A 17,284-nucleotide genomic window follows, 5' to 3' on the forward strand; every position below is an offset into this window, starting at 1 on the left:
GTCTTAAGCCGCCTTCTGCGCGCTCTTGGCGCGGATGCCGAGCAAATGGCTGATCGCGAACACGAGATCGGCGCGGTTCATGGTGTAGAAATGGAAGGTGTCGACGCCGTGCTTGGCGAGCTTCTGCACCTGGCCGGCCGCGACGGTGGCCGCCACCAGCTTGCGGGTCTCGGCGTCTTCATCGAGGCCGTCGAACTTCGCGGCGATCCAGTCCGGCACGGAGGTGCCGTTGCGGGTGACGAAATTGCGAGCCTGCTTGAAATTATGCATGGGCATGATGCCCGGCACGATCGGGATGTTGATCCCGCGCGCGCACACGCGGTCGAGATAGCGGAAATAGAGGTCGTTATCGAAGAACACCTGCGTGATCGCGCGGGTCGCACCCGCATCGACTTTGGCCTGCAGCGTGTCGATGTCATCGTCGAAGTCGCGCGCCTCGGGATGTTTCTCGGGGTAGGCCGAGACCGACACCTCGATGTCGCCGTGCCGCTTCTTGATGCCGGCGACGAGGTCGGCGGAGCTCTGATAGCCGTCGGGATGGCTGGAATAGGCCGTGCCGATGCCGCCCGCGGGATCGCCGCGCAAGGCCACGATGTGGCGGACGCCGACCTCGTGATAGCGGTCGACGATCTCGTCGATCTCGCCGCGCGAGGCGCCGACGCAGGTCAGATGCGCGGCCGGCAGCAGCGCGGTTTCTTTCAGGATGCGCGAGATGGTCGCGTGGGTGCGCTCACGGGTCGAGCCGCCGGCGCCATAGGTGACCGAGACGAATTTCGGGTCGAGCGGGGCCAGCCGGTTGATGGTGTCCCAGAGATTTCGCTCCATATCTTCCGTCTTGGGCGGAAAGAACTCGAAGGAAATCGCAGGCCGCTTCAGGTACCCGTCTTGCCCGTCGGTGTGGGCAGGCATCGTCGCGTCAGTCATGGGCACCACTCACTCCAAGGGCGCGCCGGGTCGTTGGCGGGCCGGCGGTCAGGTCTAGATTGGGAGAGGTCAAGATAAGCCAAAGCGGCCGCACACGACAGCCCATCGTAGATGGGAAGTGGCCCACTTTTGTTAATACTGTAGCAGATGTGATGCCTTTTGAAGTCGAGGTGGGAAGAGGGTGTTCAGCTATAATGATAGCTATATCAGTTACATAATCAGAATCTTCGGCCATTTGGCGCAAATTTCTGAAGTGGGCAGTGTGAAGGACATGTTATCAGACCAGTGTTTGTCCCAACGCCACGGCGCGGTCCGGCGCGCCAGCCCGCGGCCTGCACGTCAGACCTGCGCGCCCTGCCCATTGCCGCTGCGCCGCTCTCCACTACGTTAGCGCGCCATGATCCCGCTCTCAGTCCTCGACCTCTCCGTCGTCACCACAGGCACAAAGCCCGCCGCGGCACTGCGCAACAGCATCGACCTGGCGCGCCATGTCGATGGGCTCGGCTATGTCCGCTACTGGCTCGCCGAGCATCACAACCTCGCCTCCGTCGCTAGTCCGGCGCCCGACGTGATGATCGGGCAGATCGCGGCGGTGACGAAGCACATCCGCGTCGGCTCCGGTGGCGTGATGTTGCCCAATCACGCGCCGCTGGTCGTGGCCGAGCGCTTCAAGATGCTGGAGGCGTTGTTTCCGGGTCGCATCGATCTCGGCCTCGGCCGCGCCCCCGGCACTGATGGTGCCACAGCCTATGCCCTGCGCAGCCGGCTCGATCGCCGCGAAGGCGACGATTTCCTCGAGCGGCTGCACGAATTGATCCTGTGGCAGACCCGGGAATTCCCCTCGGGCCATCCCTATCACAACGTCGTCGCGATGCCAGACGATACGCCGTTGCCGCCGATCTGGCTGCTCGGCTCCAGCGATTATTCGTCCGAGCTCGCCGCGCAAGTCGGCATGGGCTTCGCATTCGCCCATCATTTTGCGTCCCACGATGCGATCGATGCGATGGTGCATTATCGCAATCGTTTTCAGCCCTCGGCCTGGAGTGCGAGCCCGCGCGCGATCCTCGCGGTTGCCGTCATCACGGCCGGCACGGATGACGAAGCCGAAAAGCTCGCCGCATCTTTTGACCTCAACCGCCTGCGCCGCGACCGCGGTCAATATCTTCCGCTACCGAGCGTCGAAGAGGCGCTGGCCTATCCCTATACCGACTCGGAGCGCACTTCGATCCAGCGCAACCGCTCGCGCCTGTTCGTCGGCAGCCCTGCAACCGTGCGGAAGACGCTGCAGCCGCTGATCGATGCGAGCAAGCCGGACGAGTTGATGGTGATCACCGCCGTGTACGATCACGAGGCGCGCAAGAAATCGTATTCGCTGCTGGCGGAGGCGTTCGGGCTTAAGGCGGTCGGATAAGGCTCTCACGTCTCTGCGCTGAGCAGCGTCTCGATCCCGGCTCGCGCTTCGCGCGTCCGGGACACGAAACTATTCCATCGTCGCGCGGAACGGGTGGCCTGGATACACGCCGACGATGCGGAATTCGCGCGAGAAGAATTTCAGCTCCTCGATCGCGAAAGCGAGGCCCTTGTCATCAGGGTGGCCGTCGACGTCGGCGTAAAACTGGGTGGCGAAGAAATTGCCGTCGACCATGTAGCTCTCGAGCTTGGTCATGTTGACGCCGTTGGTGGCAAAGCCACCGAGCGCCTTGTAGAGCGCGGCTGGCAGATTGCGCACCCGGAACACAAAAGTCGTGACCAGCGGACCGGAGCCCTGGGCGGCCCATTTCGGTTCGCGCGCGAGCACCACGAAGCGCGTGGTGTTGTGGGCCTCGTCCTCGATGTCCTCGGCCAAAATGTCGAGGCCGTAAATCTTTGCGGCCAGGCGCGAGGCGATCGCGGCGACGGTCTTGTCGTTGCGCTCGGAAATGTCGCGGGCGCTGCCGGCGGTATCGGCGTGCACGATTGGCTTGATGCCAAGCTTGCGAATGATGCGCCGGCATTGGCCGAGCGCGTGCACGTGGCTCTCGACGCTCTTGATGTCCTCGAGCCTGGTCCCCTTCACCGCCATCAGCTGATGCCGGACCGGCAGAAACCATTCGCCGATGATGAAGAGGCCGGAGGCCGGCAGCAAATGATGGATGTCGGCGACGCGGCCCGCGACCGAATTCTCGATCGGAATCATGCCGAGATCGGCTTCGCCCGACGAGATCGCCGACAAGGCGTCCTCGAAGGTGGCGCAGGGCATCGGCTCTGCGTCGGGATAGGCCTCGACGATGGCGATGTGCGAATTGGCGCCAGGCTCGCCCTGGAATGCAATTTTCAGCTTGCTCATGCTCGGCCTTGTAACAGCGGCTCAGGATTTGGAAAGGATGCTGCGGGCGGTTTCCAGGTCCGCCGGCGTGTCGACCCCGCGGGGCACGGTATCGACGATGGTGAAGTCGATGCGCATTCCGGCCTCGAGCGCCCGGAGTTGCTCGAGCTTCTCCTGCAATTCCAGCGGCGAAGGCGGAAGCCGGACGTAGCGCTCCAGCGCGGCGCGGCGATAGGCGTAGAGGCCGATATGGTGGTAACGCGGCCCGTCGCCGGTCGGCGCGGTTGCGCGGGTGAAATAAAGTGCGCGCATGCGTCGGCCGCCGAGCGAGGTCCCGATCGCCTTCACGACGCTCGGCGCGAGGTCCTCCTCCTCGGTGTGGATCTGCGAAGCCAGCGTTGCGATGTCCACGACGGGGTCTTGCAGCGGCGGCAACACCTCGCGGATGTTGTCGATCGTGATGGTCGGGAAATCGCCCTGCAGATTGACCACGATCTCAGCTTTGCCGTCCGGATCGAGCTTCTGCATGGCCTCGTGGATGCGATCGGAGCCGGACGGGTGCTCCGGGCGGGTCATCACGGCCTCGCCGCCATGGGCGGTCACGACGGAGGCGATCTCCGCGGTGTCGGTTGCGACCGCGACCCGGCCTATCCCGGCGGCCTCGGCGCGGCGCATCACGTGCACGATCATCGGCTGCCCCGCGATATCGGCGAGCGGCTTGCCGGGCAGGCGGGCGGCGGCCATGCGGGCCGGAATCAGCACCAGGATGCGGGGATCGATCATGGTTCAAGGGCCTGGAAACGGGGCGTTTTCCGCGCCGGGAAATGGGGTGGGGACGAGCGTGAAGCCCGCTCGCTTATACGGGTTGCCAGACCCCGGGCAAACCGATATCTCAATGGCAAAACTCGGGGAAACAGTAAGGAACGTTGATTCTCCGAGGCTCGTCCTGGCGGCCGCATTGGGCCGCCCGATCCTTCTTGCGGTGTGGGGCCTGGCCGGAAATGGACTCTTTCGAACTGAACAAGATTCTCGGTGCCGTGCTCGGCACCTGTCTCCTTCTGCTGGTGACAAGCTTCACCGCGAGTGCGCTGTTCTCGCCCAAGATGCCGGAAAAGCCGGGCTTCGAGATCGCGGTGAAGGAAGACGCCGGTCACGGCAAGGAAGGCGGCGCTGCCCCCGCGGCCGCCGAACCGATCGAAAAGCTGCTCCAGACCGCCTCGGTCGAGAAGGGCGCCTCCGCCGCCAAGAAGTGCGGCGCCTGCCACACCTTCGAGAAGGGCGGCCCGAACCGTGTCGGTCCGAATCTCTACGGCGTCGTCGGCGACCATGTTGGCGAGGGCCGCGGCGGCTTCAACTTCTCGGCCGCGATGAAGGCCAAGGGCGGCACCTGGGACTTCGATGCGCTCAACAAGTTCATCGCCAATCCCAAGGCGGCTGTCCCGGGCACCGCGATGGGCTTTGCAGGCATCCCGAAGGATAGCGAGCGCGCCGACGTGATCGCTTACCTGAACAGCCTTTCCGACAGCCCGAAGCCGCTGCCCACCGCGGCCAAGTAAGGGCTATCGACTTCGATCTTAGTACGCGGCCAGGCTGAAAAGCCTGGCCGTTTGCTTATCCGGGCCTCGCGGCGTTGTTATCGGGGCGTTTGGCCGCAGCGATCGGCCAGCCGGCCTTCCAAGATGAGGAAAAAGCAACATATTCCGTCGAAACCTCGCCTATATTGGGAACTTAAAGGAGTAGCCTCCTTCAAGACAGGAATGTTGATTTGGCCCTCACCCGACGCGATCTCCTGCTCACTGGCACTGCTGCCGCAACGCTCCCCGCCCTTGGTTCCGTAGGGGGCCTTTCCGGCGTCGGCGCGGCACACGCGCAATCCGCCAGCGAGCCCACTTGGCGGCACGCGCTGTCGCTGTTCGGGCAGGTCAAATACCCCGCGGACTTCAAGCGCTTCGAGTACGTCAATCCGGAAGCGCCCAAGGGCGGCGTCGCGCGCCAGATCGCGGTCGGCACATTCGACAATTTCAACATCGTCGTCTCCGGTGTGAAGGGGCAAGTCGCCGGTGCTGTGGCATTCATCTACGAATCCCTCACGACGGCCGCGCTCGACGAAGTCTCGACCGAATACGGCGCACTGGCCGAGGCCGTCAGCCATCCGGATGATTTCTCCTTCGTGACCTACCGCTTGCGGCCGCAAGCCAAATGGCATGACGGCAAGCCTGTTACCGCGGACGACGTGATCTTCTCGCTCGATTCCTTCAAGAAGCACCACCCGATGTATTCGGCCTATTACAGCCATGTGGTGAAGGCCGAGAAGGTCGGCGAGCGCGAAGTAAAGTTCGTGTTCGACGCGCCGGGCAACCGCGAATTGCCGCAGATCGTCGGGCAGCTCACCGTCCTGCCGAAGCATTGGTGGGAGGGAATGGATGCGCAGGGCCGCAAGCGCGATGTCTCCGCCACCACGCTCGAAGTGCCGCTGGGTTCCGGCCCCTACCGGGTCAAGGAATTCGTTGCCGGACGGTCGATCGCGCTGGAGCGCGTCAAGGATTATTGGGGGCGCGACCTCGCGGCCAATGTGGGCCGAAATAATTTCGACGAGCTGCGCTACGAGTATTTCCGCGACGCCACCGTGGCGATCGAGGCTTTCAAGGCCGATCAGGTCGATTGGCGCACCGAGAACAGCGCGAAGAATTGGGCGACAGCCTACGACTTCCCGGCCGTCACCGACAAGCGCGTGGTCCTCGAGGAGTTCGCCAATCGCAGCTCGGGCGTCATGCAGGCCTTCGTGCCGAACCTGCGCCGCGCCAAGTTTAAGGATGCGCGCGTGCGACGCGCGCTCAACTATGCGTTTGATTTCGAGGAGATGAACAAGCAGATCTTTTACGGCCAGTACAAGCGCATCAGCAGTTATTTCGACGGCATCGATGAGCTGATGGCGACCGGGTTGCCGCAGGGCAAGGAGCTCGAGATCCTCGAGACGGTCCGCGCCGAGGTCCCGCCCGAAGTCTTCACGACGGCCTATACCAATCCAGTCGGCGGCAGTCCGGAAGCCGTGCGCGACAATTTGCGCGAGGCGCTGCGCCTGTTCAAGGAAGCCGGCTACGAGGTGCGCGACCGCAAGCTGATCGACGTCAAGACCGGCGCCCAGTTCTCCCTCGAATTGCTGAACTCGGATCCGAGCTTCGAGCGGATCACGCTGTTCTACAAGCCGTCGCTGGAACGGCTCGGCATTGCCGTCAGCGTCCGGACGGTGGATCCCACTCAGTACGAGAACAGGACGCGCGAGTGGGATTTCGACATCGTCACCAACTCCTGGGGCGAGTCGCAGTCGCCGGGCAACGAGCAGCGCGAATTCTGGTCATCGAAGACGGCCGACATCGCCGGTTCGCGTAATATTACCGGCATCAAGAATCCGGCGGTCGACAAGCTGATCGAGCGGGTGATCTACGCCAAGGGTCGCGACGATCTCGTCGCGGCAACCAAGGCACTCGACCGCGTGCTGTTGTGGAATCACTACGTCGTGCCGCAGTGGACGTATACGAAGGTGCGCACCGCGCGCTGGGATCGCTTCGGCCGGCCGGCGGAATTGCCCAAATACGGTCAGTCCGGCTTCCCGTTCATCTGGTGGTACGACGCGGACAAGGCGGCGCGGATCGCAAAGAAGTCGTGAAGGACATTCTCCGCATGACGCAGCTTTCACGCCGGCATCTGCTGGCCCTGGGTGCCGGTGGGGCGTTCAGCGCGGCCTGGCTCCGGGGCGCGACAGCGTCCGAGATGCCCGCCGAGGCCCACGGCATGTCGGCCTTCGGCGATCTCAAATATCCCGCCGACTTCCATCACTTCGACTACGTCAATGTCGACGCGCCGAAGGGCGGCACCTTCTCGCTGATCCCGTCGGTGCGCGCCTACAACCAGTCCTACCAGACCTTCAACTCGCTCAATGCCTTCATCCTCAAAGGCGATGGCGCGCAGGGCATGGACATGACCTTTGCGCCGTTGATGCTGCGCGCCAATGACGAGCCGGACGGGATGTACGGGCTTGCCGCCAAGTCTGTAAATATATCGGCAGACAAGCTGGTCTATCGCTTCACGATGCGGCCCGAGGCGAAATTCCACGACGGCACCAAGCTGACCGCGCACGACGCGGCATTTTCGCTGACCTCGCTGAAGACGAAGGGCCATCCCCTGATCATCGTGCAGATGCGCGATATGGTCAGCGCGGAAGCCGTTGACGATGCGACGCTTGTCGTGACCTTCGCCAAGGGACGTGCGCGCGACGTGCCACTCTATGTCGCGAGCCTGCCGATCTTCTCGAAAGCGTATTATGCTTCTCGCGCTTTCGACGAAACGTCGCTCGATATCCCGTTGGGCTCGGGGCCGTACAAGGTCGGCAAGTTCGAGGTCAACCGCTACATCGAATACGAGCGCGTCAAGGATTGGTGGGCTGCCGATCTGCCCCCCTGTCGCGGCAGCTACAATTTTGACGTCGTGCGCTACGAATTCTACCGCGACCGCGATGTCGCCTTCGAAGGTTTCACCGGTAAGAACTATCTCTACCGCGAGGAGTTCACCTCTCGGATCTGGGCGACCCGCTATGACTTCCCTGCGGTGAAGGACGGTCGCGTCAAGATGGAGGTCGTGCCCGACGACACGCCGTCCGGCGCGCAAGGATGGTTCATCAACACGCGCCGCGAAAAATTCAGGGATCCTCGCGTGCGTGAGGCACTGATCGACGCCTTCGACTTCGAGTGGACCAACAAGACCATCATGTACGGTGCTTATGCCCGCACGGTATCGCCATTTCAGAACTCCGACCTCATGGCGAGCGACGGGCCTCCGCCGCCGGAAGAACTGAAGCTGCTGGAGCCGTTTCGCGGCCAGGTTCCCGAGGAGGTGTTCGCCGCGCCGTTCACGCCGCCGGTCTCCGACGGCTCCGGGCAGGACCGCAGCCTGTTGCGCAAGGCGCAGCAATTGCTCAGCGAAGCCGGCCTGCCGATCAAGGACGGCAAGCGGGTGCTGCCAAACGGCGAGATCTTCAGGATCGAATTCCTGTTGGACGAGGCTTCGTTCCAGCCGCACCATGGGCCCTACATCAAGAATCTCGCGACGCTCGGCATCGAAGCGAGCGTGCGCCTCGTCGATGCCGTGCAACACAAGGCGCGCCAGGAAGATTTCGACTTCGACATCACGATTCAGCGCTTCAGCATGTCGGCGACACCGGGCGATGCCATGCGCGCATTCTTTTCCTCGCAGGTCGCCGCAACCAAGGGCTCGTATAATCTCGCGGGCGTCGCCAGTCCGGCCATCGATGCCATGATCGAGAAGATCATGGCGGCCGACAGCCGCGAGGACTTGACCATCGCCTGCCGCGCCTTCGATCGTCTGTTCCGCGCCGGCCGTTATTGGGTGCCGCAATGGTATAACAAGACGCACCGGCTTGCTTATTGGGACCAATTCGGCCATCCGCAGAAGCCGCCACGTTATGCCAACGGCGTCGGCGCCCCCGATATCTGGTGGTACGATGGCGGCAAGGCCGCCAGGCTCGAGCAGGCGAAACAGCCATGAGCGCCTATATCGCCCGCCGCATCCTGCTGATGATCCCGACCTTGCTCGGGATCCTCTTCGTCTCCTTCATCGTCGTGCAGTTCGCGCCGGGCGGGCCGGTCGAGCGCGTGATCGCGCAGCTCTCGGGCGCCGACACCGGCGGGACCTCGCGCATTTCGGGCGGCAGCGACTTTGCGCAGCGCGCCCCGGGCCAGTTGGGCGCCGGTGGCGATGCCATCAATTCGAAATATCGCGGCGCGCAAGGCCTTGATCCCGACTTCATCAAAAAGCTGGAAGTGCAGTTCGGCTTCGACAAGCCGGCCCCGGAGCGCTTCGCGCTGATGGTCTGGAACTTCGCCCGCTTCGATTTCGGCAAGAGCTATTTTCGCGATGTCAGCGTATTGCAGCTCGTCAAGGAGAAGTTGCCCGTCTCGATCTCGCTCGGCATCTGGCTGACGCTGCTGACTTACCTGATCTCAATTCCGCTCGGCATCCGCAAGGCGGTCAGGGACGGGACGCGCTTCGACACCTGGACGTCGAGCGTGCTCGTGCTCGGCTACGCCATACCCGGCTTCCTGTTCGCGATCCTCCTGATCATCCTGTTCGCAGGCGGTTCGTTCTTCAATTGGTTCCCGCTGCGCGGACTGACGTCGGACGGCTGGTCGCAGTTTCCGTGGTACTGGAAGATCATCGATTACTTCTGGCATTTGACGCTGCCGCTGATCGCCATGGGACTCGGGGCGTTCACCACCATGACGTTCCTGACCAAGAACTCGTTTCTGGACGAGATTCGCAAGCAATACGTGATGACCGCGCGGGCGAAAGGCTGCAGCGAGAACCGGGTGCTCTATGGTCACGTCTTCCGTAACGCGATGCTGATCGTCATTGCGGGCTTTCCCTCGACCTTCATTCACGCCTTCTTCTCGGGCTCGCTTCTGATCGAGACCATCTTCTCGTTGGACGGGCTGGGGCTACTCAGTTTCGAAAGCGTTCTCAACCGCGACTACCCCGTGGTGTTCGGCACGCTCTTCATCTTTTCGCTCGTCGGCCTCGTGATCAACCTGATCTCTGACCTGACCTATATGTGGATTGATCCGCGGATCGATTTCGAGGCGCGGGAGGTCTGATGACGCTGGCCGCCCCCACCACGCCGATCGAAACCACTGCGAAGTCGCCGCTCGGCAGTGCCGTGCCGATCACGCGCAAACCGTTCGTGCCATCGCCGCTCAACAGGCGCCGGTGGCAGAATTTCAAGGCGAACCGGCGCGGCTATTGGTCGTTCTGGATCTTCCTGATCCTGTTTGTGGTGTCGCTGTTCGCCGAGCTGATCGCCAATGATCGGCCGTTCCTGATCAAATATGATGGCCACCTCTATTGGCCGTCCGTCGTCACCTATTCGGAAACCACTTTCGGCGGCGACTTCGAAACGGCGGCCGACTATCGCGATCCCTATTTGCAGAAGCTGATCAGGGAGAAGGGCGGCAGCATCGTCTGGCCGCTGATCCGCTATTCCTACGATACCCACAATCTCGATCTGCCGACGCCGGCGCCGTCGCGGCCGACCTGGATGTTGACGGAAGCGCAGTGCAAGCCTGTCGTTGAGAAGAAAGGCCTCAAGAGCTGCCGCGATCTCGAATACAACTGGCTCGGCACCGACGATCAGGGCCGCGACGTGGTGGCGCGGCTGATCTACGGCTTCCGCATCTCGGTGCTGTTCGGCCTTTGCCTGACCATCGTCTCATCCGTCGTCGGCATCGCGGCCGGCGCGGTGCAGGGCTATTTCGGCGGCTGGATCGACCTGTTGTTCCAGCGCTTCATCGAGATATGGACCGCGATCCCTTCGCTCTATCTGCTGCTGATCCTGTCGTCGGTGCTCGTGCCCGGTTTCTTCGTGCTTCTCGGCATCCTGCTGTTGTTTTCCTGGGTGTCGCTGGTCGGACTCGTGCGCGCGGAATTTTTGCGCGGGCGCAATTTCGAGTATATCCAGGCGGCGCGCGCGCTCGGCGTGTCGAACAAGGTCATCATGTTCCGGCATCTGTTGCCGAATGCGATGGTGGCGACCATGACGTTCCTGCCATTCATCGTGTCGAGTTCGGTGATGACGCTGACGGCGCTCGACTTCCTCGGGTTCGGACTGCCGCCCGGCTCGCCGTCGCTCGGTGAGCTGCTGTCGCAGGGCAAGTCCAACGTGCAGGCGCCCTGGCTCGGTTTCTCCGGCTTCTTCTCGGTCGCAATCATGCTGTCGCTCTTGATCTTCATCGGCGAAGCCGTGCGCGACGCGTTCGATCCGCGCAAGACGTTCAGGTAAGCCAATGGACGCGATTAACCAGCCTTTGCTCAGCGTGCGCGAGCTCTCGGTGGCCTTCCACCAGGGCGGCGTCACCACGCTCGCGGTCGACAAGGTCTCGTTCCAGATCAGGCGCGGCGAGTGCGTGGCGCTGGTCGGTGAGTCCGGCTCCGGCAAGTCGGTCAGCGCGCTCTCGATCCTCAAGCTGTTGCCCTATCCGAACGCCTCGCATCCTTCGGGCAGCATCCACTTCAAGGGCCAGGAACTGATCGACCGGTCGGAGCAGGAGATGCGGGAGATTCGCGGCAGCGACATCTCCATCATCTTCCAGGAGCCGATGACCTCGCTCAACCCACTGCACACGATCGAGGCGCAGATCGGCGAGATTATCCAGCTGCACAATCCGACCAGCAATGCCGAGGCGCGCAGGCGGACGCTGGAATTGCTGACGCAGGTCGGCATTCCCGAGCCTGAAACGCGGCTGAAGAGCTATCCGCACCAGCTCTCCGGCGGCCAGCGCCAGCGCGTGATGATCGCGATGGCGCTCGCCAATGAGCCGGACCTGCTGATCGCGGACGAGCCGACCACGGCGCTCGACGTCACCGTGCAGGCCCAGATCCTGACGCTGCTCGCAGAGATCCGCAGCCGGCTCGGCATGAGCCTGCTCTTCATCACCCACGATCTCGGCATCGTGCGCCGCATTGCCGACCAGGTCTGTGTCATGAAGGGCGGCGTGATCGTCGAGCAGGGGCCGGTCGAGCAGGTCTTCAAGACTCCGAAGCATCCCTATACGCGCGATCTGCTTGCCGCGGAGCCGAAGCCGGACCCGGCGCCGCCGCAGCCGGATGCGCCGGTGGTGATGTCGGCCGATGATCTGAAGGTCTGGTTCCCGATCAAGCGCGGGTTGATGCGCAAGACGGTCGGTCATATCAAGGCGGTCGACGGTGTCAGCATCGCCGTGCGCAAGGGCGAGACACTTGGCGTCGTCGGCGAATCCGGCTCGGGCAAGACCACGCTGGGGCTTGCATTGCTCCGGCTGATCTCCTCGAACGGACGCATTGTGTTCCTGGGAAAGGATATCCAGGGCCTGCGTTTCAAGGAGATGCGGCCGTTCCGGCGCGACATGCAGATCGTGTTCCAGGATCCGTTCGGCTCGCTCAGCCCGCGCATGTCGGTCGCCGATATCGTCGCGGAAGGCCTCACCGTGCATCAACCGCAGCTCTCGCGCGGCGAGCGTGAGGAGCGCGTCGTCAAGGCGCTCGAGGACGTCGGATTGAAGCCGGATACCCGCAACCGTTATCCGCATGAATTCTCCGGCGGCCAGCGCCAGCGCATCAGCATCGCGCGGGCGGTGGTGCTGGAGCCGGATTTCGTCGTGCTGGACGAGCCGACCAGTGCGCTCGACATGCTGATTCAGGCGCAGATGGTCGATCTGCTGCGTGAATTGCAGCGCCGTCGCGATCTCACCTACATGTTCATCTCGCACGATCTGCGCGTCGTCGCCTCGCTCGCGAGCCATCTGATCGTGATGCGTGGCGGCAAGGTGGTCGAGGAAGGCCAGGCCGCCGAGCTCTTCAAGAATCCGAAGACGGACTATACGCGCGCGCTGTTTGCGGCGGCGTTCCGGCTGGAGACGGCGGGGAACGGGTCTGCGGCGACTTAGTCCGTTAGAGCCGCTTGATCGCGGTGACCGCGCTGCCGGCTTGCTTGATCCGTGCAATCGCCGGCTCGATCGGCTCAATCACCGTTGCCATGTGATGCGCATTGGCATGAACCATGGTGCTGCCATCGCGAACGATGGCGACATGACCCTTCCAGAAAATGAGATCGCCGCGCAGCAAGCTGCTCTGCTCATGCCGCTCCAGCGCTCGGCCGAGCCCGGCCTGCTGCATGTCGCTGTCGCGCGGGCAGCCGATGCCCGCTGATGTCAGCGAGACCTGGACGAGGCCGGAGCAATCGACGCCGAGGCTGCTCTTGCCACCCCAGAGATAGGGCGTGCCGACGAAACGCTCGGCGACGGCGACGAAATCCGGCTCGCGATGACCGAGCGGGACGAGATGAGCCTTGGGCAGATATTGTCCGTCGCGCGTCACGGCGAAGCTGCCGTCCTCGCGTGCAACCGCGATCTTCGATCCCATCACCAGGGTGTCTGCCGGCGGCAGCTTGATCGAGGGACCGGGGAAGGCAAAAGTTCGTAGCGCACCGACCATATCGGTCGGGGCGGCCGAGGGCTTCATCAGCGCTGCATCCGGCAGCCAGCCGACATAGCCGTCACTGGAGAGCTGACCCCAGGCCCAGCCTTCGCCATTGCGGTCGTAGACCGTGACGCGCTCGCCGCGCAACGCTTGTGTCATCAGCATCGCGTTCGACGACGGCTGTTCGCGCACAGGCGCGATCGCCTCGACTATCTCGAATTCTTCGCCCGTGACGAAACGATCCGCCTGCACCTTGCCTTCGAGGTATTTTGCGGCGAGGTCGCCGCGCGCGGGTGTCAGCCTTGGATCGTGGCTTGGATCGTGGCTTGGATCTCGCCCTGGATCACGCATAACGCTCGCTCAGCAATGTGTAGATCGCGCGCGCGGCCTGGCACTCGCCGCCCTCGGGGCGTGCGGGCTTCGCCGACGGCGTCCAGCCGTAAATGTCGACATGCAGCCAGCTCCTGGCATGCTCGACGAAGCGCTGCAGGAACAGCGCGCAGATGATCGAGCCGGCAAAGCCGCCTGATGGTGCGTTGGTGATGGTAGCGGTCTTGGAGTCCAGCCACGCATCGTAAGGCGGCCACAGCGGCATGCGCCACAGCGGATCGTTCTCCTTCACCGCGCATCGTGCGACGTCGGCGGCAAGCATCTCATCGCTGGTGTAAAACGGCGGCAAATCCGGCCCCAGCGCGACGCGTGCCGCTCCCGTCAGCGTGCCGAGATCGATCAGCAGGTCCGGCTTTTCCTCGTCCGCCAGCGCCAGCGCATCGGCGAGCACCAGCCGCCCCTCCGCGTCCGTATTGCCGATCTCGACCGTGATGCCCTTGCGCGAGGTGAAGATGTCGAGCGGGCGGAAGGCATTGCCCGCCACCGCGTTCTCCACCGCCGGAATCAGCACGCGCAGCCGCACCTTCAGCTTCGCATCCATCACCATGCGCGCCAGCGCCAGCACGTTGGCGGCGCCCCCCATGTCCTTCTTCATGATCAGCATGCCGCTCGACGGCTTCAGGTCGAGCCCGCCGGTGTCGAAGCAGACGCCTTTGCCGACCAGCGTCACCTTGGGATGCGCCGGGTCGCCCCAGCCGATGTCGACCAGCCGCGGTGCGCGGCTAGATGCCATGCCGACGGCGTGGATCAGCGGAAAATTTGTCTTCAACTCATCACCGATGGTGCAGGCAAAGCTTGCACCGAATTCGGCGGCGAGATCCTGCGCGGCTGCGGCTAGCTCCTCCGGCCCCATGTCGTTGGCCGGCGTGTTGATGAGGTCGCGCGCCAGCATCGCGGCGTCCGCCATGCGGTTGATCTCGGTTGCGTCGACGCCGTCGGGTGGCACGAGGCGGACCTCGGGGCGATCGGCTTTGCGGTATCGGGCGAAGCGGTAGCTGCCGAGCGCGAAGGCGAGTGCGGCGAGCCGTGCATCGTGCGGTGCATTGGCGAAGCGATAGACGCCCGGCGGCAGCAGGCCGGGCAGGGCGCCCGGTCGGAACAGGTCGCGCGATCTTGCACCTTCGTCCTCGAGCCCGAACAGCACTTGCGCGATCGCGCCATCGGGCGCGGGCAGCGCGAGATAGCCGCCCGGCTTTGCGGTAAAGGCGCTCGCAGTGGCGAACTGGCGTTGCGCCGCCGGCAGCCGCTCGGCGACCTCATCCCAACTCGACTTGGTGACGAAGGTGATCGGAATGGCGGTAGGCGATGTCTCGAAGACAGAAGGCATTGGCGGGTCCGGATCGTCAGATCGAGCGGGTCATACGAACGGACGAGATTTCGCAGAGTTTCGCCGCCGCTGCAATCAGCTTTGCTGCCGCCGTTCAGCGATCAGCTACTCGCAGCAAGGGGGCCATGCTAGGTTCCGGCAACGGCCGTCAGGTGCGGAGATCTCCGGCGGCCGACGACAAAGCCGGCCGGGAGGAAATGCAATGGAATTTGTGTGGAGCGTGGTCACATTCATCGGCCAGGCGGTCGAGGCGATTTTTGGCTATGTCGAGCATCATCATTGGATATTCGCGTTCCTCGCCGGTGGTTACGTCTTCTATCTCCACGACCGCTCCGTTCACGCGCGGTTCGATGCACTGGACAAGCGCATTGACGAAATCCGCAAGCGGCTCGCCATCGAATATTGATCTGGTGAGCGAAACCATCATCGGGCGGGCCCCGTATCTCATGCCGACGACCGCCGTTCACGCAAGCGGCCGCAGGGCTTTACTAGCGCTGCGGTTGTGGCATTATTGGCCAATATTTTAGATTGTGTCGTGCGGTTCTGCACGCAACGAGCGCAACAACGGGGCATGCGGTCGCTTCTTACCCGGCTCATCATGGCCCGGGCTGATACCGGACGGAACCTGATCGTCGAAGGCATTTCTCTTATCGTTTGCGCGGCGCGGCATTCGCAAATAAGCGACGCAAAATGGATAGATCGTTCGTCATCGTACAGATTTCCGACCTGCATCTGGACGGGTCTGGTCGGCTGCTTGCGACGATCGAGACGCTCAATGCCGCAATTCGCGAGAGGATGGCGGACTTCGCGGATGTTCCCGATCGCATCCTGCTGATCACCGGCGATATCGTGGACGACCCGACGCCCCCTGCGCTCGACGAAGCGCTCGCCGTCATTGCGTCCTTCCGGCAGACCGGGCTGTTCACCGACATTCAGGCAATTGCCGGCAATCACGACGTCAAGCGCCCGAGCCAGCGTGCAGGCCGCCACGACGTCTATGATTACCTGCATTTGCCGCGGACCTCGAAGAGCGTCTACTACCGTCAAGCCGGCCTCGATCTGGTGCTGCTGGATTCCAACCGCGCGAGCCTCACGACGCTCGCGAGCGGCAACGTCGACCAGAGCGCCTACAACGCCATGGTTTCGGATTCCGCGCGGCTGAGCGTTGAGCTCGCGGGCAGCCTCGGGTCGGGCGGCCGCGCCGATTATGCCGAGCCGGTTGAAAACCTGGTGCGCGTGCTGGCGCTGCACCATCATCCACTGCCGCAGGCGACCGGAGAAGGAAAGCGGTTTCTCGGCGTGCCCGACGAGCCGCTGATGTATCTCGCCGCGCCCGCGACCTTCCTCGAAGCGGCGACATCGCTCAACGTCGATCTGGTTCTGCACGGACACCGGCATGTCGAAGGGCTGACGCGCTATTCGATTCCCGATCCGCGCGCCACGTCGAGCGAGAGCGATGAAGCATTCTGGCGCACGATCTACGTCCTCTCCTGTCCATCATCGACCGGGCAGGCCGGTGACGATGCCGGCTTCAACGTCATTCATTTCGGCCCGATGTCCCACCCGATGTCCCATGGCGGCCGCACCGAGTATCGCTTTGCGATCGCCCGCTACTCACGTCCGCGCAAGGATGGTGTCTTCAGGCCGCTCGATTCCAACCTGCCGCACGGCGTCGTCAGGCTACCGGCTGGGCGGGATTTTTCCCGAGATCCGGCCGTCCAGTCGGGCATCGAGATTGACGCGTGCACGACGCTGAAACGGGATCAGGTCGCGGCATTCGCCCGCCGGCTCCTGCTGCGCCGCGCCTTCTATGCCGACGGCGAGGCGGATTGGGCTGATTTGCTCCACGTCTATCTGGTGACCTCTCACGCTTGGGCCGATCTCGACAGCAAGTTGTCGAGATCCGCACGCAAGCATGACGTCGAGGCCGTAGCCGTGGTGACATCGCTGCTGCGTCGGTTGGTCGAGCAATCTGCAAATGTGCTCGGCATCGACGATTTTCAGCTCGACCAGCTCCGCGCGAGGCGTCTGGTCAATCGTGACGATCTTCGGCGCGAATTGCCGAGGGTGGCGCGCCCGGACATCGATGTCGAGATCGCGACTCGGCAACGATTGCAATTGCTGCGGGACCTGAACGAGCAGGTGAGGGCGCTCGGCCTCGATCTGGGTCTCGGCGGCGAGGTGCCGCCGCAGGCGCCGCGGTGAGGGACGCGGGCCCGGGGAATTAACCGGCCGTTAGGGTTAACAGTCTATTGCTGGCGCGTTCGGCTCGATCAATCGGCTCGAGAGTCAAAGCGTCATGCGTCAACGGTTCG

General features: G+C 63.4%; 14 protein-coding genes. 9 read left to right on the plus strand and 5 right to left on the minus strand.

Annotated elements, in window-relative coordinates; all coding sequences use genetic code 11:
- Positions 1-3: 3 nt before the first annotated feature.
- Positions 4-924 (minus strand): methylenetetrahydrofolate reductase [NAD(P)H], encoded by a 921-nt coding sequence (metF, locus tag AC0L3J_RS13910; RefSeq protein ID WP_473347369.1) that lies wholly within the window; start codon positions 922-924, stop codon positions 4-6.
- Between the two features lie 397 nt (positions 925-1,321).
- Here metF and AC0L3J_RS13915 point away from each other — a divergent pair, with 397 nt between their 5' ends.
- Complete coding sequence (locus AC0L3J_RS13915) at positions 1,322-2,335, plus strand: LLM class flavin-dependent oxidoreductase (protein WP_473347370.1); 1,014 nt, start codon at positions 1,322-1,324, stop codon at positions 2,333-2,335.
- 69 nt (positions 2,336-2,404) lie between these two features.
- On the opposite strand, the gene AC0L3J_RS13920 is transcribed toward AC0L3J_RS13915, so the two are convergent.
- Entirely contained in the window at positions 2,405-3,250 is an 846-nt protein-coding gene (locus AC0L3J_RS13920; RefSeq protein ID WP_247406242.1) for a prephenate dehydratase, read from the minus strand.
- A 21-nt stretch (positions 3,251-3,271) separates the two neighbouring features.
- Entirely contained in the window at positions 3,272-4,012 is a 741-nt protein-coding gene (locus AC0L3J_RS13925; RefSeq protein WP_473347371.1) for a 3-deoxy-manno-octulosonate cytidylyltransferase, read from the minus strand.
- Between the two features lie 218 nt (positions 4,013-4,230).
- Here AC0L3J_RS13925 and AC0L3J_RS13930 point away from each other — a divergent pair, with 218 nt between their 5' ends.
- The 6 genes from AC0L3J_RS13930 (at position 4,231) to AC0L3J_RS13955 (ending at position 12,720) form a co-directional block, all read left to right on the plus strand.
- Positions 4,231-4,785: a c-type cytochrome gene (locus tag AC0L3J_RS13930; RefSeq protein WP_027570186.1), complete on the plus strand. Its 555-nt coding sequence runs from the start codon at positions 4,231-4,233 to the stop codon at positions 4,783-4,785.
- A 209-nt stretch (positions 4,786-4,994) separates the two neighbouring features.
- Positions 4,995-6,896: an extracellular solute-binding protein gene (locus tag AC0L3J_RS13935; protein ID WP_473347372.1), complete on the plus strand. Its 1,902-nt coding sequence runs from the start codon at positions 4,995-4,997 to the stop codon at positions 6,894-6,896.
- 14 nt (positions 6,897-6,910) lie between these two features.
- The gene (locus AC0L3J_RS13940) at positions 6,911-8,791 is read left to right on the plus strand and encodes an extracellular solute-binding protein (protein WP_473347373.1); all 1,881 of its coding nucleotides are present in this window, start codon (positions 6,911-6,913) and stop codon (positions 8,789-8,791) included.
- The gene (locus tag AC0L3J_RS13945) at positions 8,788-9,897 is read left to right on the plus strand and encodes a microcin C ABC transporter permease YejB (RefSeq protein WP_007605353.1); all 1,110 of its coding nucleotides are present in this window, start codon (positions 8,788-8,790) and stop codon (positions 9,895-9,897) included. The genes AC0L3J_RS13940 and AC0L3J_RS13945 overlap by 4 nt, the downstream gene beginning before the upstream one ends.
- Entirely contained in the window at positions 9,897-11,078 is a 1,182-nt protein-coding gene (locus AC0L3J_RS13950; RefSeq protein ID WP_027570189.1) for an ABC transporter permease, read from the plus strand. The genes AC0L3J_RS13945 and AC0L3J_RS13950 overlap by 1 nt, the downstream gene beginning before the upstream one ends.
- 4 nt (positions 11,079-11,082) lie before the next feature.
- On the plus strand, positions 11,083-12,720 hold the full coding sequence (locus AC0L3J_RS13955; protein WP_473347374.1) for an ABC transporter ATP-binding protein: 1,638 nt from the start codon (positions 11,083-11,085) through the stop codon (positions 12,718-12,720).
- A gap of 4 nt (positions 12,721-12,724) precedes the next feature.
- On the opposite strand, the gene AC0L3J_RS13960 is transcribed toward AC0L3J_RS13955, so the two are convergent.
- A complete protein-coding gene (locus tag AC0L3J_RS13960; RefSeq protein ID WP_473347375.1) occupies positions 12,725-13,603 on the minus strand; it encodes a C40 family peptidase in 879 nt (292 codons plus the stop codon).
- Positions 13,596-14,969, minus strand: coding sequence for a leucyl aminopeptidase family protein (locus tag AC0L3J_RS13965; protein ID WP_473347376.1), 1,374 nt, complete (start codon positions 14,967-14,969; stop codon positions 13,596-13,598). The genes AC0L3J_RS13960 and AC0L3J_RS13965 overlap by 8 nt, the downstream gene beginning before the upstream one ends.
- Before the next feature lie 202 nt (positions 14,970-15,171).
- Between AC0L3J_RS13965 and AC0L3J_RS13970 the strand changes: the two genes are divergently transcribed.
- The gene (locus AC0L3J_RS13970; RefSeq protein WP_018454690.1) at positions 15,172-15,375 is read left to right on the plus strand and encodes a hypothetical protein; all 204 of its coding nucleotides are present in this window, start codon (positions 15,172-15,174) and stop codon (positions 15,373-15,375) included.
- Positions 15,376-15,659: 284 nt separating this feature from the next.
- Complete coding sequence (locus AC0L3J_RS13975; RefSeq protein WP_473347377.1) at positions 15,660-17,174, plus strand: metallophosphoesterase family protein; 1,515 nt, start codon at positions 15,660-15,662, stop codon at positions 17,172-17,174.
- Positions 17,175-17,284: the final 110 nt, after the last annotated feature.

This window comes from Bradyrhizobium sp. Kon37 (assembly GCF_055807535.1).